This is a genomic window from Microseira sp. BLCC-F43 (assembly GCF_041929235.1).
In the GTDB taxonomy this organism is placed as follows: Bacteria; Cyanobacteriota; Cyanobacteriia; order Cyanobacteriales; family Aerosakkonemataceae; genus Microseira.
Genome location: NZ_JBHFNP010000066.1, coordinates 1 through 17944 on the forward strand (window position 1 = coordinate 1; position 17944 = coordinate 17944).

Here is a 17944-nt window from a genome sequence, read left to right on the forward strand (position 1 = left end):
CTTGAGCGTTGGTAACGACAGCTTGAGCGTTGGTAACGACAGCTTGAGCGTTGGTAACGACAGCTTGAGCGTTGGTAACGACAGCTTGAGCGTTGGTAACGACAGCTTGAGCGTTGGTAACGACAGCTTGAGCGTTATAAGCTGCTACGCATTTAAATCCAATAAAGAGGCGGGCAAGATGCCCACCCCACAAGAAGAAGGCAAAATTTGACTCTCAAATTAGGTGCGTAGCAGCTTAGCGGATTGCAAGTGAGTGAGGGAAAGCCTTAAGGCGAAGAAATGCAATAGCGGCAAGCATTAATGGCAGCCGCTATTGCATTCCGAAGGTGTACCTCATACGGCTGCAATCCGCTGTATTCAGGACTTACGCACGACCTTGCCATCACCAAAGTTTCGACCTAGATCTCTAGTTTACAAATCAACGATTTTTCCGAGAAACCCGGAATATGAGCGTAAGTCCTGTCCAGATCTGGTGCAGATGGTGCGTTAATACATATAGAAACGTTGCGTAAGTCCTGTTATTGATTCATCTGCATATCAGGCATAGAACGCAGATTGTTGTCGTTTGAAAAAGCAAAAGTATTGCCGGTCATTCTGCCAGCCATTTGCAAATGATCCTGCACCCTTGGTAAGATTCTGGCAGCAAAAGCTCTCAGATCTGGGTCTTGTCCCAACATAGCTTGACGCTGATATACCGCCGCACTTTCCAAGTGACCGTTAAGTCCCGCTTCGCTCATATAAGCGCGGTCGAAACTTTCTCCAGATAGTTGCATCAGCTGTCTCATTGCTGCTTCATATTTGGGACCTGGTGTTGCTGGCGGCGTCACTCCCTTTTGAGTTGCTAAGCTCATCAGTTCCTGATTTGCTCGTGTATGTTCATCAATCATCTGCTGGGCAAATTCCCTTACTTCTTCATTTCTTGACCGCTGCAAAGCGAGTTGTGCAAGTCTGACTTCTGCCATTCCCCCTTGGGTGGCGTCGATAATAAACTGTCTGTCAATCGCACTTATCTGACTTTGGCGGGATGACGATGCAGGTCGTGCAGGTTCCCTAGTTTGAGCGACTGCTGAGTAATCTAACGTACCAACTAATCCAACTGCGATGATAGCCCCTGTGACTGTTAAACTTTTAAACATGGCTGACTGACGAGAGGTTTTTAATCTTCTACTTTTAATGGTGATTTTCTGGTTTTAAAGCGCCTCTGTCTTGGGGTAAGCTTTCTGTTTTAACGACCTATACCTTAGAGCTAGCGCTACTTCTATTTATCAATTATCTGCTGTATTAAATGCTAAAACAAAGAAAATGACATTACTTTGGGGGAAATCAATCGTGTTAAAGTACAACCCACTACACTGCTTACCTTCTGCTGAAGATCTACCAGACTCGGACGATACGCCTGTGGATAATCAACTGCAACATTTAATTCCCGGTTTGCTGGAAGCGATATTAGCTCTTATATGGGCAAACCGGATGGATTGGTTTTTTGGCGTTGATATGGGAATCTACTACGACCCCGAACAACCAGCGATTGTTCCAGATGGGTTTTTAAGTCTGGGAGTCGATCGCTTTTTTGATGAAAATCTGCGCTTAAGTTATGTGATTTGGGAAGAACAGCGGGTTCCAATTTTGGTGCTAGAAGTTGTTTCGCAAAAACGTCGGGGAGAATATACCAGTAAGAAAAAACAGTATGCCGAATTGGAGATATTGTACTATGTTATTTACAATCCCTTGCGGCGCAAAAAACAACCCCTAGAAGTGTATCGCTTGACCGATGGCGAATATGTATTGCAGCGAGGAAATCCGGTTTGGCTAGAAGAAATTGGGTTAGGAATTGGATTTGAACGGGGAACTTATCAGGGAATTACGCGGGAATGGCTTTACTGGTATGATGAACAGGGGCAACGATTACTGACACCAGAAGAACGGATTTTGCAAGCAGAACAACGCGCCCAAAGGTTAGCAGAAAGATTGCGAACGCTCGGCATTGACCCCAATTCTATCGCTTGAAACAGTATTCACCAGATAAAATCGCCGAATGCGCGCGAAGGGTTCGATTCTTTTACTCATCAATTATCTCTCTTCTAACTTCTATTAATTCAGAGATGCCGCTCTGCCTATCAAGATGAGTTTCCAGCACGTCTATTATTGCTGCCAATGTACTAAACTGAACCCCATTAAGTTCATTTTGACCCGCACTTACTATGGGATTTTTACTAACTCTACCCTGAGCAAGCTTCATCAGCTGGTATTGAGTTATTCCCTCGATCTGGAGCAACTCTTTCAGCCTCCACCGTACAGTTACCATTTATGTTTCAAACTCAAATTAATTGACTATACGCAATATATTGGGTATAGTCAAGTAATAACCCTATGAATGCGAACATAATGGAAAGGCGTTGGCGCGTGGCATCGTTTTTTTCAGGGATTGGAGGCTTCGATATCGGCTTTGAAATGGCTGGGATGGAAGTTGTAATGCAGTGTGAAATCGATGCTTTTTGCAGAAAGGTATTGAAAAAGCACTGGCCTGATGTGCCATTATATCCAGATATTGCTGAGATAGATAGCGCTGAAATTACCGCCGCTGATATTTATGTTGCAGGGTTTCCCTGCCAAGATGTATCCTTAGCGAATCAAGGTAAAAGAAAAGGTTTAGAAGGAAACAGAAGTGGACTATTCCATAACTTTATACAACTTGTTGAACAACGCCAACCTCGATGGATTGTTCTCGAAAATGTCCCAGGATTGCTCAATAGTAACAATGGAAGAGATTTTGCAGTTGTCCTCAATAAATTGGACGGGTGCGGGTATGGTCTTTCGTGGAGAGTGTTTGACTCTAAATTCTTCGGAACACCCCAGAGACGTAGAAGAGTCTTCCTTGTCGGAAGTTTTGGATCGATTTGTGCCGCTAAGGTTCTTCTTGACGACAGACCATTTGCAGTCCCTACTAGATCGAGCCAGTGCGAGGCAAAAACCACTGCCAGTGGAGTTAGAAACAGCAATCAAAAATCAAATCTCTATTCTATCCAACATGCCTCAATTGGAAGAAAGCATACAGCAGGCCCGCAGTCAAAAGGATTTCGTAATGACGGAGAAACTTGGACGCTTGATTCAAGAGGTAGCTCAGATGTTGTCTGTCAGACGGATGACGCCTTCGGAGTACGAGAAACTTCAGGGATTTCCCCCCGATTGGACTCTCGTCGATTCAGAACTATAGGAAACGCAGTAACTGTTTACGTGGCTAAGTACATTGCCGAACGGATTGTTTACGTTGAAAAAGGATACGATCTGATCAAAGAACCTTCGCGCCCTACTTTCCACCAACTAGCCCTCTTCTAGAGGTATCATGTCAGCGGTGAACAATTCATCATCTCTCACACCATACTCAATTAGCTTAGTCACTAATTCTTTGAGGTCTAAGTATAAGACGTTATTTCTGTCAAGGTTGAAATCAATTTGTTCGCCTTTACTTATTTCATAAGGGATGAAAGCACAATTCCAAGAACCGCTTTTTTATCGCTTCATAGATTCGATCGTGGGTAATTTTCCCAATAGGTGTAGATAGATCGTTTTACCCATAGCTGCAACAAACTTCTTCTCAGAACTGACGCAGATTCCGCCTTTGACGATGATTTGTTCTTGCAAGCGCCTCCAGGCATTCGCCGGAATTAGTCCAGGGGCAGTCATCTTACCGCTTTTTGTAACTCGAACGGGAAAATCATCTAATTTTACATTTTCTCCATTCTCCCATTTGGTTACATGGTCAGTCAGAATCCTTGTAGAACTTGTTTCCCCACCGCCTTGGATTTCCAAAATGCAAGCATCACCGTTTCTTTTATCCCTAAGAACAAAGTTGGATCTTTGCCTTAGTCTGGTTGTGACTTCATATTTGTATTCAATGTCTTTGGGTTCTATACCCTCATCAAATATTATTTGCGATATTTCAAATAATCTAGAACGCTGATAGGAAGTTGGAGTTTCCATCACCGTAGATAAAAGTCTATGTTCGCATACAATTAGCGGAACGCCCCCACGACTTTCAACTACGCACATCGGTTTTTGCTCAAGCTCTCGATTTATTTTTTTACACATTGTGCCAATGTAGGGACATAACTTTTCAGCCGCTCGATAGTCTGAAGCGCTTAAACCATGAGCATTCATACCTAAAAATTCAATGATTTTTACTGCCATGAGCTTTTCTGTTCTTGGCTATTCAGTCTAATATTACTGGATTAAAGAGTACAATCCGAAGTTTCTACTATCAATCCACTTTGGCAACAGGTCTACTTGTTACAATACTGCCATCTAAATGCTAAAAAAAAGAAAAGGGCATTAATTGGGGGAAGTTAGTCATGTTCCAGTATAATCCACTGCATTGTTTGCCTAGTGCTGAAGATCTACCCGACTCGGATGATACGCCTGTGGATAATGAACTGCAAGATTTAATTCCCTCCCTGCTAAAAGCAATCCTAGCTCTTGTATGGGCAAATCGGATGGATTGGTTTTTTGGCGTTGATATGGGAATCCACTACGATTTGGAACAACCGGCGATTGTTCCAGATGGGTTTTTAAGTCTGGGAGTCGAGCGGGTTTTTGATGAAAATTTGCGCTTAAGTTATGTAATTTGGGAAGAAAAGCGGATACCGATTTTGGTGCTAGAAGTTGTTTCGCAAACACGTCGAGGGGAATATACCAGTAAGAAAAAACAGTATGCCGAATTAGAGATATTATACTATGTCATTTACAATCCCTTGCGGCGCAAAAAACAACCTCTAGAAGTGTATCGCTTGACCGATGGCGAATATGTATTGCAGCGGGGAAATCCAGTTTGGCTAGAAGAAATTGGGTTAGCAATTGGATCTGAACGAGGAACTTATCAGGGAATTACGCGGGAGTGGCTTTACTGGTATGATGAACAAGGGCAACGATTGCTAACACCAGAAGAACGGATTTTGCAAGCAGAACAAAGGGCGGAAAGGTTGGCTCAAAGGTTGCGATCGCTAGGCATAGATCCCAATTCTATCTCTTGAAACAGTATCCACCAATCCCTATGCCAGAGGTATCATGTCAGCCGTGAAAAATTCATCATCTCTCACACCATGCCATCTAAATGCTAAAAGAAAGAAAAGGGCATTAATTGGGGGAAGTTAGTCATGTTCAAGTATAATCCACTGCATTGCTTGCCTAGTGCTGAAGATCTACCCGACTCTGACGATACACCTGTGGATAATGAACTGCAAGATTTAATTCCTTCTCTGCTAAAAGCCATTCTCGCTCTTATATGGACAAACAGGATGGATTGGTTTTTCGGCATTGATATGGGAATATACTACGATTTGGAACAACCAGCGATTGTTCCAGATGGGTTTTTAAGTCTAGGAGTCGAGCGATTTTTTGATGAAAATCTACGGTTAAGTTATCCGATATGGGAAGAACAGCGCGTCCCGATATTGGCGCTAGAAGTTGTTTCGCAAAAACGTCGTGGAGAATATACCAGTAAGAAAAAACAGTATGCAGAATTGGAGATATTGTACTATGTTATTTACAATCCCTTGCGACGCAAAAAACAGCCCTTAGAAGTGTATCGCTTGACCGATGGTGAATATGTATTGCAACGAGGCAATCCTGTTTGGCTAGAAGAGATTGGTTTAGGCATTGGTAGAGACAGGGGAACTTATCAGGGAATTACGCGGGAATGGCTTTACTGGTACGATCGACAGGGGCAACGATTGCGGACACCAGAAGAAAGGATTCAACAGTTAGAAGAAAGATTGCGATCGCTAGGCATTGACCCCAATTCTATCGCTTGAAAAGCTTGCCACAAACATTTTGAAACTGTACAGCAAAGTTGTTCAGACAATCAATGACCATTTAGAGGGTAGTTGTAACTATTTCATTAACCGAACTACCAGTGGTGTGATGGCAGGAATTAACAATAAAGCTAAGTTAATTATCCGCCAAAGTTATGGTTTGAAAAACTTTGAGAGTTTACGTGCCCGCTTACTCGCTAGTTGCTCTGATTAGCTAAAATTATCACACCAAGTACGGCAGCTCCACTAAAATTAATTAAACCTGAATAAATGAACTGTTTTGCTATGATCGTTCGCGCACTTTTCCAGGCTGCCAAAGTAGAAGAGGCTTCGTCTCCGTATGACACGATTCATCTGAAAGTTTTCTATCCAGCCCAGATGTCAGGCAGCGATCGGGAACAAGATATGGGTATTGTTCCTGCCGATCCTCAACGGTCTCTCTTCAAAGTTGTCATTTTCTTTAATGGCATAAACTGTAGTCCTGACATGTATCAGTGGTTCGCTGTTAAATTGGCAGAACGTGGGCTTGTGGTCGTCACATTCTCCTGGATTGCCGAAAACTTACCTGGCATGGTATCTCTGACTCCGGGTGTCAACCTCAGAATGTTACCTCCAAACACCTATGGCTCTGGCCCGACGGCCTCTGCTTTGCCCGCCCTGTTGGCAGCGTTAGAGCGTTTACAAACTGAGGGGGTTCTGGCTGGGCTGCTGGATTTACAAAATATCGTCTTAGGAGGGCACTCTGCTGGAGGTAGAGTTGCGATTGAAAGTGCAAATCCACGATTTTTCCCACAAGTTGTGGCTGCTTTTGCCTATGGTGCCCATACAGCAGGAATTTTACAACTCGGATATCCATCGGGCACAATCTTACCCTTGCCTGATGCTTTACCACTGATGTTGATTGGAGGCACCTGTGATGGAGTGATTGCCAAAAGCAGTCACCACTATGGAGTTGATTGGGAACAAGCGACAACCCCAGTGCTACGCACTTTCAGGGAAGCGATCGCAGGGGGTAGAGACGATTCTTATCTGCTGCTTCTAGAGGGAGCCAATCATTTTTCTATCGCCTATCCATTTGATTCCACCACAGGTAGACCTTTCCTAGACTTTCCAGCCACCCAACCAGAAGACCAACTACGGAATCTGCTAGCAGAAGCGATTGGTTTATTCATTGATGCTCATGTTTGCCATCAACCAACAGCCTTAACAGCCCTCACTCAACTTCTAGGGGCTAACAACCCTTTGATTGCGTCTTTTGAACGAAAGTAAGGTTGTCTGTTGGGGCAGTTCTTCAAGATTACTGGTTAAGCTTTCGTTAAAGTGCCATCAATGAAGACCGCTATTCTGACTCCGCTTCCAGAAGAACTCTTTTTTCTCGCTACTTGGGAATTCGCAAAAATCTTTTCGCTCTTCGTCGGATGGCACTTGTTCATAATCTTCATGCTCCAGCGCAACTTTTTATTCAGCGCTAACAAATATCTGTCTAATTAATCTCAGTAAAAGGTGACTCCAGTTGCTTAAAATTCCATATTTAATTACAGCCAGAGGCTTCTTTTATTTAGAAGAAATAGGCTGGCAGTTCTGTTGGTTAGTATGGCGCTAGCCAACATATTCCGCATCTTTAACTGAACCTGCGTTCGCGTAGCGACTCCTTTGGAGTATCGCCACCCAATGACGAATTTCTTCTACTGTTTGGTTTGGCATTATTTCCCTCAAGAGTCAGGTGTAGCAATCGATTCAAGCTCAGATTCTCGCTGCGTGCCTAGCTGTATTCTCAAAACAGTCTCCGTAACCAGATCCACTTCAACAGGCGCGACTGGTTCAATCGCTACCGTAACTCTGTAACTAATACCAGCTTTTAATCGCCTTTCATTTGCACCCCAGAATTCCCAAGCTTTTGGCACATCTTCGGATTGAGAAATCCCAGCAGGCATGGGGTATGGTTGAGTCACTAGCTGTGGTAACTTAAAAAGTTTGTACGCTGATTCTTATACAGTATGAAGCGATCGCTCACTATTGTTCCGCTAATCTCAATTCTGCTACAACTCATCCCCGCCGCCGTAGCCGCACCCCCCAGACAACCTGATAAAACCGAAGAATGCGATATTCTCGTCGCAGGTGGGGGACTCTCCGGGTCCGCCGCCGCCTACGAAGCGTTACTCGCAGGACGAGTTGTCTGTCTGACGGAAATTACCGATTGGGTAGGCGGACAAATTTCTGCCCAAGGTACTTCCGCCCTCGACGAAAGAAAAACTCAACGCGATCGCTTATACTTCCCGCGCGGTTATCTAGACTTCCGTCAGCGTATCAAAGAACACTACGGTATCCTCAATCCCGGTAAGTGTTGGGTAAGCGAATCTTGTTTTCTACCCCGCGATGGTCACAAGTTGTTGTATGAGGTATTAAAAGATGCCGAAGACAAGGGTGATGGGAAATTGAAATGGCTTCCTTCTACTGTTATTAAGGAACTGGAATATAGCCCGGATGGGAAACAAATAACGGGTGCGATCGCAATTCAACATCGCCCAGCAAAAGGCACATCCCCAATCAACACCGAAACTCTTTCTGCCAAGATAGAAGACGCCTATCGTTACGAAAATTCTGCCCGTTTCGATAAAAGAATTATCCGCTTCGTACCCCGTCAATCTCGCAAACAAACCCGCACGCCTAAACCAGCGGATTGGTATGTAATTGATGCCACCGAAACGGGAGAATTAATCGGACTCGCTGACGTTCCCTATCGTTTAGGAATCGATCCGCGTTCTTATTTAGAACCTTCTTCATCTAGCACCACAGGCGATGCTTATTGCACCCAAGGTTTTACTTACACCTTTGCCATGCAAGCAACGGCGGAACCGCAAAACCATACATTGCCGCCATTTTATTCGCAATACGCACCTTATTACAGTTACGAATTACAGCGACTCGCCAGTTTTCCTCTAGTTTTTACTTACCGTCGCATCTATAGTGCCAAACCCGAGCAAAAATTACCCTCAGACCCGAAACAATTCCCCATAAACGTCGGCGATATTTCAATGCAAAACTGGACTTGGGGAAACGATTATCGTCCGGGAACATCCCAGGATAATTTAATTTATACCCGCGCCCAATTGCAAGCAACGGGACAATTGCAACCTGGGGGATGGATGGGCGGATTGCGGACGGAAACTTTACGCCGGGGAGAAGAACACGCGATTGGATATTTTTACTGGTTAGTGACAGGAACTACAGATTCTCAACTGGGGGATGGAGTCAAAAAACCCTATCCAAATCATCGCTTTCTTTCCGGATTTGATTCGCCAATGGGAACGGCGCACGGGTTATCAAAATATCCTTACATGCGCGAAGGACGGCGTATAATTGGACGCCCTAGCTATGCTCAACCAGAAGGATTTATGGTGTGGGAAATTGATATTTCGCGCAACAATTTCCGCACAGATTTTTATCGCCAAGCTTTAGAACCGGATGCGTATCGTCGCTTGTGGGCGTCCTTGTCGGGATTGAATGCAGCTGCGGTACTTGCAGGTATTGTATCGCCAGAACAGGTGGCGGCGCGATCGCGTGCGTTTATTTTCCCAGATTCGGTCGGCATCGGACACTATGCCATTGACTTCCATCCTTGCATGACCAACAGTCCACCCGAAGCGCCTGGAAATACGGAAAAAGAAGGAACCCGAAAAGGACAAGGGGAAGCGTATCCATTTCAGATACCATTGCGGGCGCTAATTCCCCAAAAAATCGATAACATGCTAGTCGCAGGTAAAAGCATCGCCACCAGTCATACTGCTGCCGCCGCTTATCGCGTACACTCATTTGAATGGTCGGCAGGTGCAGCAGCTGGAACTGTAGCGGATTTTGCTTTAAAAAATGGGGTTATGCCTTATCAATTAGTAGATGACCTTCCCCGCCCCGAACCGCAATTAGAAGCACTGCAACGCCTGTTGGCGAAAAACAACAACCCCGTTGCCTTTCCCAATACTTCGATATTTAATAATGCTTGGCAAGATTGGCGGTAACAGTTGACAGTTGACAGTTGACAGTTGACAGTTGACAGTTGACTGTCAACTGTTAAACATATTCGGAAATCCCCCAACAGCAGAATTGTCAATGTATGCTAAAAAGCTGTTAGAGCCGTTTTGCGTCTGTAATTTCAGTCTTGACCCTATGTCGATAGTATTTTCAACAGCCGTGCAAGCGATGGCGACAGCACCGACTGTAACGCCCCAGAAGTCATCTCAAGTTACCCGCAAGCCTTATCCTAATTACAAGGTGATCGTGCTGAACGATGATTTCAACACGTTTCAGCACGTCCATGACTGCTTGGTGAAGTATATTCCGAACATGACGAGCGATCGCGCTTGGAAACTCACCAACCAGATACACTATGAAGGTCAAGCCATTGTTTGGGTTGGTCCCCAAGAGCAAGCTGAATTTTACCATCAACAGCTTTCTCGTGCCGGTCTAACAATGGCACCCATCGAAGCTGCTTAAACCCATGAAAAATTCCGACCGTGGCAGGCTAGTTTGGAATCATTCTACCCACATTCACGGCTTAATCCCAGTTTTAGAACGCCTGCTTGGTTACCCCGGCATTCAAACCATCACCCCAGGCGTTCTTAGCCGCGTCAAAGGTCATTCCCCCCAATTGCAGTTGCGGGTTTCCGTACCGATTCGGGGGGGTTTTAAAGTGCTAGCCCGGTCAGGAAAAACGGTTCAAGAAGTCTTCATCCTCTCAACCCTATCTCAGATAGAATTAGAGGAGGCGATCGCAATAGCCCTTGGCAAGACAAACAAAAATAATTGCTAATTGCTAATTGCTAATGGGTAGTTGCTCATGGGTAATTGCTCATTCCTATCTTGATTGATTTTGCCATTACCAATTACCCATTACTTATTACCAAAATTATTTGGCATACTGCTTAGAAAGACGGTGCAGCGGTAGGGACAGGATGCAGCAGAACGTCAGCAAGTAAGAAATAACCGCCGTTAACTTTAAACTCATCACTAGAGTTTCCCAGTCTGGCAACTCCAACTTTAAAATGCCTTTAGCGACGCAGTACACCAGCCAGTAAGTAAAGCACATTTGCATGAGCGAGCGCTCGATCTCCTCAAACTCTTCCCCTTGAGTTCGCTTGGGATCGTATAGTAAGATTAGGCCAGCAATAGAACCAACAAAAGAAATCAGCACTAAATAATCGTGCCAGTGCAAATTTGCTATCTGCATGTGATTGCTTATCCCAAAATTTTCAATTGCAAATCAGTCTAAAGGATTATTGTTTCGAGATGTAGCGGCGTTTACAAAAAAATACAATAGAAGGGCGTTTGATTACCCATAGTTAGGACTGACGCGGGGACGCTAAGGAGGCACCGGACGCTCCTGACGCGGGGACGCTAAGGAGGCACCGGACGCGGGGACACCCGATGGAAGGCGCCAAGGGATTCCCACAAGGAAGAAATTTTTTCTTATCCACGAATAAATTCGGGAGGGCTGCTAGACCAGGTGCAGAGATCTTGAGAATGGTCGCTCAGAGCGTCTGGTGCGTCTGGTGCGTCTGGTGCGTCTCCCCATCTCCCCGTCTCCCCATCTCCCCATCTCCCCATCTGGTGCGTCTCCCCATCTCCCCATCTCCCCATCTGGTGCGTCTCCCCATCTCCCCATCTCCCCATCTCCCCATCTGGTGCGTCTTCTTGGTCAGCTGCTAGGCAGCACGATCTCAAAATACTCGGATCGACCAGGGTTATAGCGGATATTATCGCGGGAGGAGTATAGAAGATTACCTTCGGTGTCCGAGAGCATTAAGTATAATTCCGGAAGTCCTTCCCCCGGTTCGGCAAAGTCGCGCTCGTGGTAGGTAATGGCAAAGTCGCCGTATTCGTCGGTTTCGGTGATGCCTAGCAAGTCATCGAAGATACGATCGCGATCGAAAATTCGCACCCGCACGCCTGCAACTGGGTTGCCATTTGCATCTAATACCCGTCCGAATACCAACCATTCATTTTCTTTGACTTTGGGACGGCGTGCTGTACGGACTGCCATGGTTTCGAGGGCGTGGTTCATCGCCGCCGCCATTGCAGCAGCATCATGCAACGCTGCCACCTGGGGATGATTTTCACCCAAATCGGCTTTCAATCGAGCTTCAGCATCAGCTAGACGTGATGCACGGCGATTTTGGATGTTAGCAAAGCTTTCGAGGATCTGTAGATTTGCCCCAGCTGCCTGACTCAGCAGATTCTCAACCAAAGCGTTGATATTATTAACTTCAAATTCTGGATCAGACATAAAGTCACCTCTTACAAATATTTTGATTGCTAACTCAAGTTGCTAGTTATCTCATGCATAGTTGCTAATGGCTAATGGCTAATGGTTAATCTCAGTAAAATCCTATATTAGCAAGCTGGCAAGCTTGCCAGCTTGCAACTGGGGTTACTACTCTTGTTTGAGTTGCGCTCGCGCGCTAGCGCAAGTTTTTTCCTTCCAGATCAGAGTTGCGATTTCTTGATTGTTTGTCTCAATCTTTTGACCTGGATTGGCGCTGGTTAGAATGCAATGGGTAGATTGGTTATCGGTTGTTAGGTTGAGGAATTGGGCGCTTGAAAAGTAAGAAAAAGTAGTTTTGCCCCGGAGTTCGGTAAAGCGATTGCCGGAAGCGCGGATAGTTGGAGCCAGGGTCACTACACCAAAAAAGGATACTCCGGAAATGTTTTCTGTCAAGATTTGATTGTCTTGGAACGAGATATCATCCAAAGAAACAATGGCAATCGGAGCGTCGAGTTGGGTATCGCGCTTGCCTGTTATTTGAAGCGTTACCTGGTTGCTGTGAAATTGCACTCGTCCATCGGGCAATACTCTTTGAGTAGTAGCTGTAACAAACGGACGTTCTAGGTGAATGTTAGTAGCGATAAAATCGCCTGGAATGGGGCTGTAAAGTTCTGGCATTAAACCCAGATTTGAAATGAATACACACCTGCCCAAAGTATCCCAAGGTGGGATGGAATTGGGTTGAGTATATACCCCGTGACTGGACAAAGTATTGCCAGAAACCAACACAGGGCCTATTGCTGTCACAATTAGAGCGTGTCCTTTTGGACAAACTACTGCATTGTTTTGAATTGAGGCAGCAGGCGTACCAGTGCGGGGGAAAGACCGTTTATTTGGGGCTTCAAGGTTACCTCCGATGACATTTAAGGCGACAATACCTGCTTGATAAAAAGTGGTAGGGGTGCCAAAGCAAAACCGCAGCAATCCAGCTTCATTTTGAGGAGCAAAGATTGTAACGCGATTGATTGCTGCACCTGCAATTGTTACCGTTCCTCCACTTGTTTCGCCAGTGCCAGCTTGAGAACGATCCTGATTAAAGGCGACAATCCTTGCTGGTGAGGCAGAGCTAATTAGAGTCAGAGAAATGCTTGTGACGGGAGAAGGAAGTTGGATTTCAGTATTAAAGCCGCAGTTAAGTCCCGTAGAATTCACTTGGGTTTGTTCTAGGGGAGTTCCGTTGAAATTCCGCACTAAGAATTGTACTCCCTGCACAACTCTGGGATTGGGGCCAGAACCTGTCGGCAGGATAGTAAAATTGATGCAATCTTCCCCTGATTCCTCAACCGATCCGTTATCGATAACGGTATTATTGGCAATCTCTAGTCCTTGACTGTCAGTGACGAAAATTCCGCAAGCGGCTAGGGATTTTTCCAGCCCATTTTCGGCGATGTAATTGTGGTGAATGCGAACCTGAGAAACTTCGCGCAGGATAATTCCACCGACGGCTTGATTATCGTAGAAAGGATTTGGTTTCTCTGCGGCACATTGGACAATTTGATTGTGGGAAATGGTTAGGTTTTCCACATCTCCGATGCCAACTTTGTCGTTTTTTTGGTGAGCAACGGTACTAATGCCGCTGTTGCTGATGTCGTGAATGTGATTGCCAATAATTTCGATGTGAGAAATTCCTGCGGCTTTGGTAGAGATTTTCTCAATATTGTCGATGCTACCTAAAGCAATTCCTGCTGACGTACCCCTGGCAATTTCGTTGTCTTGGATGAGGATATTTGCCGATCCGTCTTGTATCCAAATGCCAGTTAAATGATTGCCCAAGATTCGCACGCCTTTTGCTTGGACCCAGACGCTGGATGCGGATGCTTTATTCCTAATAGAAGAGTTAATGAGGCTGAATTCTTGGCTAGAATTGACTGCGATCGCGCCTCGCTCAGAGGCGGCTTCGATCTGCAAAGATTCTAATGTGACGTTGCGGCAGTTGTCGAGTTGAAAAACTGGTTGTTCGCGAATTCCTCGAATCAAAGTTTGGCGATCGCAACCGCTTATAATTAAATTTCTACCTCCCTCGATGACAATGGTTTTTCTAACAACATAGTTGCCTGGGAGGATGCAGAGTTTGCCGCCATTTTGTTGCTGGAGTAGGGATGCAATCGCTTCTTTGATATCGCTAAAATCTCCCACGCTTCTCACCCCATCGCCAACCGTCACAGTACAGCAACCCGCACCAGTTGGCAACTCTGTCAGGGGCGGAAAATGCTTGCGACAATCCTGAATATTTTTGAATGTATTGTCATCAAATTCAACAACAGCAAGACGGCAATAGTGGTGTTGAATTCCTAAGGGGGGTTGCGGTAAATCAGATTCCCATTCAATATTTCCCGTTGCTGTCCGTGCTGGAATCATCCAGTAGTCGCCGCTGTTGTAATAACCATCAGAAAACTTAACTTCGATGCCACCTTCGAGAGCAATCCAACCATCATTGCTAGCTGGTACTTCTAGTTTAATTGCATTTTGGCTATCCCAACGTCTCAGCTTTGGATGCCATTTTGATTCGACTGCTGTGGGGGCTGTTTTTAGGGTAATCCTGCGCGTTGCTATTTCAATCTTGTCAATTTGAACTAATTGCCCCAACTGCCGGTTTAACTCGGTTCGATCGTCTACAATTTCCACCCATTGGTTGTTAGCAAATCCTAAAACTTCATCGCGTCCCACATCGTGTACGCTCAGAATATTGCCATCAAATTTTTCAATATTAGTGACAAATGAACCATTATCTCGCGACCATTTAAAGGTAGCTTCGCCTAATTTTCCACTTTGATGAACTTCGACGCGATACAGTTGATTTTCCAATCGCAGGTAACCAGCAGTTGGTGGAATTAAACAGGGTTCTTTTGGATTATCGATAGGTTTGGTTCGCGCATTTAATTTTCCCGTACTTGCTGGGTTAAAATCGATTGGTGTATTGCAAGTTATTGTTTCATCTGTTTCCTTAAAGGGTAAGATTCTAACTTGCCAAACTGTTTTTGTTCTGGTAGCAGTATCAGCACCGCCCAATGCCACTTCCCGGATCTGGTCATCATCGAGTGCTGTAATATGACGCTGCCAAACATCGAGATAAATTAGATAATTTCCATTGTCTAGATTCAGTTGTGGTGGATTATCGCCTGCTGGTATAATGTATTCGGGATTGGGATAATCTGGCTGAGTTGCATAAGTGATGATGCGGCGCAGGATGGGATTATTTGCTCTTTTGAACGAGGTTAGATCCCTGGTGTTTAGGGTTAAAGTCCGTTGATTTAAATTCACATCCAAAATACGGAACTTTGTCCAATCGATACCATCAGCGGCAAGTTCAACCCATTGATATTTTTCAAATGGTAGATGATCGACGATCCAGTTTGGGACTTGCACTTGGTTATTTGTTCCCGCTGGAAAGGTAATCGGAATTGGGGTGGATTCTTCGAGTTGGCACAAAATCCCATCTACATAAATCCGTCCAGGAGAAATCGTCAAATCGCTACCAGCATCTTCGATTTTAAATCCCCCGCCTTGCTTCGGCACGCCGCATTTGCCGATTACATCTTTCGTTTCGGTTTCAATGCGGTATTGATTAATCGCTTGTTGTTCATTCCAATCTGCATCGACTTGCACGCGACCTTGTTGCATGAGGACGCTGCTGTAGTGTTTTTTAGGGTCAAATGTTTGTCTGCTAAAATCGCCTTTCATCATAAACTCCTTTGGTAATTGGTAATTGCTAATTGCTAATTGGTGATTGGTGATTGGTGATTGGTTTTATTACCGATTAGCTAGGTTGCATAAAAAATTCCCGCTTCTAAAGCGAAGCGCAAGTATTCATCTAAACGCACCCGCAAGTTAGTTTCTCTTTGGGGTTGATATAAGTCATGAAATGCCCCGATTTCTGATTCGTCATCTGCACCTTGACGAATTTCTATCGCACAGCGCTGACTCAACTGACAATAACCCGGATCGCCGTAACGAATTGAGGTAAATTGCGGAAGGAGGCGCGCTGCATCTTGTGCGGTTTTTGGTTGACAATAATAGCGGCGCGGTACTAAAGAGTTGAAGTCTAAATAGCAAAAGCGCACGCATCCTACCTGTCGTCTTTCTGCCCAAACAGGTGCTTTCCAAGTATCTGTTTTTGCCAGAGTTGATAGAAAGATAGTATTGGATGCCAACTCGATTGCAACTGTATGTAATTTGCCGATAACGGTACTATTTTTGATAGTTAAATTTCCGCCTGCGGACTTACTATCAAGGGCAGAATAGGCGACGTTATCTTCTGCTGTAGCGTCTAGGATGCTGTTGCTAATTTGCACTGTGGCGCTATCTACTACTTGCAGACTTCCAAGGATGGAGAGAGCGATTTCTACAATCGTGCGATCCGATTCCACAATTAAACTGGGCGATGTAGGATTTTTCGGTTCGCTGTTGATCGATAAACTCAATCCCGGTACTAAAGTGCAATGTATTAATCGCAACTGCTTTAATTTATTGTTAGTTGCGGGAAGTTGCAGACTTGCGCCGCTAATTAATAAACCATTAATCGTGACTTCTGCATTTTCTCCTCCTGTAATTTGCCAGTTGCTATTTAAAACTATGGTGGGGCGAAATCCATCAGCGGCGCGCAGTTCGATGCGCTTACCTGGATTAACGTTGATAGTTAGATTTTCGGTGTAGCGATCGCTATTTTCAATCTCAACTACACCGCCATCAACAACGGCGTTTAATGCCTGCTGAATCGTGGGATATTGCTGAGGAACTTTGACAACGGGTTCTAATTTAAAATCGAGGGAATCTGCGCGATCGTATTCACCCCCGCCCATATTAGCACTAAAACCATAGTGATAGATAACGCGCACATCGGTTGGAGTTTGAGTATCTGGAAAAGCAATTCGCCCCAAAACCGGATCGATAGCAATTTTATTTTCTGGTTTATGCGCCCACTCGCCACTCGTTTTATCTGATAAGTTGCAAACGACGATTTGATTAATATCAATTTTCGCGTTATCTACTTTAATAAAGAGGCTTTTTTCTTCGCCATAATAGACTTCGAGGTATCGATCCAACACGCGGCGACTAATGGGCATCGAGACATTAATCGGTGACGCCAGATGGGTAATTTCATCCTCTGTTTCAGGTTTATTAAATAGCTGCGTGTTGTTACCCAAGGAATTGAATAAGTAGCGGCGATCATCTAGTTTGAAAGCGGGAGAATTGGCGAGGGAATAAGAATTTAAACGCCACAAAAAAATGCCGATGTTGGGGATATTATAGCGTCCCCTACCGCTGGCAATGCGGCGCACATCTAGCGTATGCGGGATAGTTTCAAAAGCAGTATTTAAGCGTTCTAAAGATTCCCAGTCTCGCAGATCTAACCAAGAACGATTTTGGGGGCGCAGGTGGTTCATATACTGGGTAGTTGCCAGCAGTTGAAAAAACTCCACAACCCGCGCATCCCAACCCGTTACATCTCGCGCTAATTGTTCCAACATTGAAGCAGTGCCTTTGCGCCGTCGGTAAGCGATGGTGTTAGCAACTTCGGCGCGATTGCTGAGGATTTTGGGCGTGAGATTCCCTAAATTTCGGATAGTTCGACTGGCGACTAAATCGCCGATATAAGGAATGACCCATTCGGCACAAGTTTCGATAAATTGGTCGTCGTAAAGTTGGGATAAATCTTCTTCTAGGATTGCTACTTCTTGCGCGATGGCAGATAGCAAAGCGTGCAGCGGTTTACCCTGTTCGTCATCGCGAATGCGGTAAATAGCTGGCAGCAGGTTGTACAATCTTTCGGCATCAAAGTTCATATTAATTGCTAATTGCTAATTGCTAATTGCTAATT

The 17944-nt window shown here is 45.0% G+C and carries 19 protein-coding genes; 9 read left to right on the top strand and 10 right to left on the bottom strand.

Annotation, left to right across the window (positions count from 1 at the left end):
• Both ACE1CM_RS10760 and ACE1CM_RS10765 read right to left on the bottom strand, forming a co-directional pair.
• The coding region (locus ACE1CM_RS10760; RefSeq protein ID WP_374877413.1) for a hypothetical protein at nt 1–193 on the bottom strand (193 nt) is incomplete at its 3' end.
• Between the two features lie 325 nt (nt 194–518).
• Nucleotides 519–1136 carry a DUF4142 domain-containing protein gene (locus ACE1CM_RS10765; protein ID WP_374877414.1) on the bottom strand — a complete coding sequence of 206 codons (618 nt, stop codon included), beginning with the start codon at nt 1134–1136 and terminating at the stop codon, nt 519–521.
• Nucleotides 1137–1302: 166 nt separating this feature from the next.
• Here ACE1CM_RS10765 and ACE1CM_RS10770 point away from each other — a divergent pair, with 166 nt between their 5' ends.
• Nucleotides 1303–2007 carry a Uma2 family endonuclease gene (locus ACE1CM_RS10770; protein ID WP_374877415.1) on the top strand — a complete coding sequence of 235 codons (705 nt, stop codon included), beginning with the start codon at nt 1303–1305 and terminating at the stop codon, nt 2005–2007.
• Between the two features lie 52 nt (nt 2008–2059).
• Here the strand turns inward: ACE1CM_RS10770 and ACE1CM_RS10775 are convergent, their stop codons facing one another.
• Entirely contained in the window at nt 2060–2305 is a 246-nt protein-coding gene (locus ACE1CM_RS10775) for a hypothetical protein (protein ID WP_374877416.1), read from the bottom strand.
• Between the two features lie 65 nt (nt 2306–2370).
• Here ACE1CM_RS10775 and ACE1CM_RS10780 point away from each other — a divergent pair, with 65 nt between their 5' ends.
• Nucleotides 2371–3336 (top strand): DNA cytosine methyltransferase, encoded by a 966-nt coding sequence (locus tag ACE1CM_RS10780; RefSeq protein WP_374877417.1) that lies wholly within the window; start codon nt 2371–2373, stop codon nt 3334–3336.
• Between the two features lie 174 nt (nt 3337–3510).
• Here ACE1CM_RS10780 and ACE1CM_RS10785 read toward each other — a convergent pair whose 3' ends face one another.
• The gene (locus tag ACE1CM_RS10785; RefSeq protein ID WP_374877418.1) at nt 3511–4188 is read right to left on the bottom strand and encodes a hypothetical protein; all 678 of its coding nucleotides are present in this window, start codon (nt 4186–4188) and stop codon (nt 3511–3513) included.
• Nucleotides 4189–4349: 161 nt separating this feature from the next.
• Between ACE1CM_RS10785 and ACE1CM_RS10790 the strand changes: the two genes are divergently transcribed.
• The 4 genes from ACE1CM_RS10790 (at nt 4350) to ACE1CM_RS10805 (ending at nt 7076) form a co-directional block, all read left to right on the top strand.
• Entirely contained in the window at nt 4350–5027 is a 678-nt protein-coding gene (locus ACE1CM_RS10790; RefSeq protein WP_374877419.1) for a Uma2 family endonuclease, read from the top strand.
• Nucleotides 5028–5150: 123 nt separating this feature from the next.
• A complete protein-coding gene (locus tag ACE1CM_RS10795) occupies nt 5151–5807 on the top strand; it encodes a Uma2 family endonuclease (protein WP_374877420.1) in 657 nt (218 codons plus the stop codon).
• 19 nt (nt 5808–5826) lie between these two features.
• On the top strand, nt 5827–6021 hold the full coding sequence (locus tag ACE1CM_RS10800; RefSeq protein ID WP_374877421.1) for a transposase: 195 nt from the start codon (nt 5827–5829) through the stop codon (nt 6019–6021).
• Between the two features lie 56 nt (nt 6022–6077).
• Complete coding sequence (locus ACE1CM_RS10805; RefSeq protein ID WP_374877422.1) at nt 6078–7076, top strand: alpha/beta hydrolase family protein; 999 nt, start codon at nt 6078–6080, stop codon at nt 7074–7076.
• A 443-nt stretch (nt 7077–7519) separates the two neighbouring features.
• Here the strand turns inward: ACE1CM_RS10805 and ACE1CM_RS10810 are convergent, their stop codons facing one another.
• Nucleotides 7520–7759, bottom strand: a complete 240-nt coding sequence (locus tag ACE1CM_RS10810; protein WP_374877423.1) for a hypothetical protein — start codon at nt 7757–7759, stop codon at nt 7520–7522.
• Between the two features lie 45 nt (nt 7760–7804).
• Between ACE1CM_RS10810 and ACE1CM_RS10815 the strand changes: the two genes are divergently transcribed.
• The 3 genes from ACE1CM_RS10815 to ACE1CM_RS10825 all read left to right on the top strand — a co-directional run bounded on the left by ACE1CM_RS10815 (nt 7805) and on the right by ACE1CM_RS10825 (nt 10614).
• Nucleotides 7805–9823, top strand: a complete 2019-nt coding sequence (locus ACE1CM_RS10815) for an FAD-dependent oxidoreductase (RefSeq protein WP_374877424.1) — start codon at nt 7805–7807, stop codon at nt 9821–9823.
• Between the two features lie 148 nt (nt 9824–9971).
• Entirely contained in the window at nt 9972–10298 is a 327-nt protein-coding gene (clpS, locus tag ACE1CM_RS10820; RefSeq protein ID WP_374877425.1) for an ATP-dependent Clp protease adapter ClpS, read from the top strand.
• A gap of 4 nt (nt 10299–10302) precedes the next feature.
• Nucleotides 10303–10614 carry a DUF2103 domain-containing protein gene (locus tag ACE1CM_RS10825; protein ID WP_374877426.1) on the top strand — a complete coding sequence of 104 codons (312 nt, stop codon included), beginning with the start codon at nt 10303–10305 and terminating at the stop codon, nt 10612–10614.
• Between the two features lie 96 nt (nt 10615–10710).
• On the opposite strand, the gene ACE1CM_RS10830 is transcribed toward ACE1CM_RS10825, so the two are convergent.
• The 5 genes from ACE1CM_RS10830 to ACE1CM_RS10850 all read right to left on the bottom strand — a co-directional run bounded on the left by ACE1CM_RS10830 (nt 10711) and on the right by ACE1CM_RS10850 (nt 17909).
• Complete coding sequence (locus ACE1CM_RS10830; RefSeq protein ID WP_374877427.1) at nt 10711–11031, bottom strand: hypothetical protein; 321 nt, start codon at nt 11029–11031, stop codon at nt 10711–10713.
• Between the two features lie 239 nt (nt 11032–11270).
• On the bottom strand, nt 11271–11525 hold the full coding sequence (locus ACE1CM_RS10835) for a hypothetical protein (protein ID WP_374877428.1): 255 nt from the start codon (nt 11523–11525) through the stop codon (nt 11271–11273).
• Entirely contained in the window at nt 11500–12087 is a 588-nt protein-coding gene (locus ACE1CM_RS10840) for a hypothetical protein (RefSeq protein WP_374877429.1), read from the bottom strand. The genes ACE1CM_RS10835 and ACE1CM_RS10840 overlap by 26 nt, the downstream gene beginning before the upstream one ends.
• Nucleotides 12088–12234: 147 nt before the next feature.
• On the bottom strand, nt 12235–15810 hold the full coding sequence (locus ACE1CM_RS10845; RefSeq protein ID WP_374877430.1) for a DUF6519 domain-containing protein: 3576 nt from the start codon (nt 15808–15810) through the stop codon (nt 12235–12237).
• A 77-nt stretch (nt 15811–15887) separates the two neighbouring features.
• Nucleotides 15888–17909, bottom strand: coding sequence for a hypothetical protein (locus ACE1CM_RS10850; RefSeq protein ID WP_374877431.1), 2022 nt, complete (start codon nt 17907–17909; stop codon nt 15888–15890).
• Between the last annotated feature and the right edge of the window lie 35 nt (nt 17910–17944).

Coding starts and splice junctions, on each gene's coding strand:
- ACE1CM_RS10815 (WP_374877424.1), top strand. CDS start 7,805: ATGAAGCGATCGCTCACTATTGTTCCGCTAATCTCAATTCTGCTACAA.
- ACE1CM_RS10765 (WP_374877414.1), bottom strand. CDS start 1,136: ATGTTTAAAAGTTTAACAGTCACAGGGGCTATCATCGCAGTTGGATTA.
- ACE1CM_RS10805 (WP_374877422.1), top strand. CDS start 6,078: ATGAACTGTTTTGCTATGATCGTTCGCGCACTTTTCCAGGCTGCCAAA.
- ACE1CM_RS10770 (WP_374877415.1), top strand. CDS start 1,303: ATGACATTACTTTGGGGGAAATCAATCGTGTTAAAGTACAACCCACTA.
- ACE1CM_RS10845 (WP_374877430.1), bottom strand. CDS start 15,810: ATGATGAAAGGCGATTTTAGCAGACAAACATTTGACCCTAAAAAACAC.
- ACE1CM_RS10830 (WP_374877427.1), bottom strand. CDS start 11,031: ATGCAGATAGCAAATTTGCACTGGCACGATTATTTAGTGCTGATTTCT.
- ACE1CM_RS10775 (WP_374877416.1), bottom strand. CDS start 2,305: ATGGTAACTGTACGGTGGAGGCTGAAAGAGTTGCTCCAGATCGAGGGA.
- clpS (WP_374877425.1), top strand. CDS start 9,972: ATGTCGATAGTATTTTCAACAGCCGTGCAAGCGATGGCGACAGCACCG.
- ACE1CM_RS10785 (WP_374877418.1), bottom strand. CDS start 4,188: ATGGCAGTAAAAATCATTGAATTTTTAGGTATGAATGCTCATGGTTTA.
- ACE1CM_RS10850 (WP_374877431.1), bottom strand. CDS start 17,909: ATGAACTTTGATGCCGAAAGATTGTACAACCTGCTGCCAGCTATTTAC.
- ACE1CM_RS10840 (WP_374877429.1), bottom strand. CDS start 12,087: ATGTCTGATCCAGAATTTGAAGTTAATAATATCAACGCTTTGGTTGAG.
- ACE1CM_RS10790 (WP_374877419.1), top strand. CDS start 4,350: ATGTTCCAGTATAATCCACTGCATTGTTTGCCTAGTGCTGAAGATCTA.
- ACE1CM_RS10825 (WP_374877426.1), top strand. CDS start 10,303: ATGAAAAATTCCGACCGTGGCAGGCTAGTTTGGAATCATTCTACCCAC.
- ACE1CM_RS10780 (WP_374877417.1), top strand. CDS start 2,371: ATGAATGCGAACATAATGGAAAGGCGTTGGCGCGTGGCATCGTTTTTT.
- ACE1CM_RS10795 (WP_374877420.1), top strand. CDS start 5,151: ATGTTCAAGTATAATCCACTGCATTGCTTGCCTAGTGCTGAAGATCTA.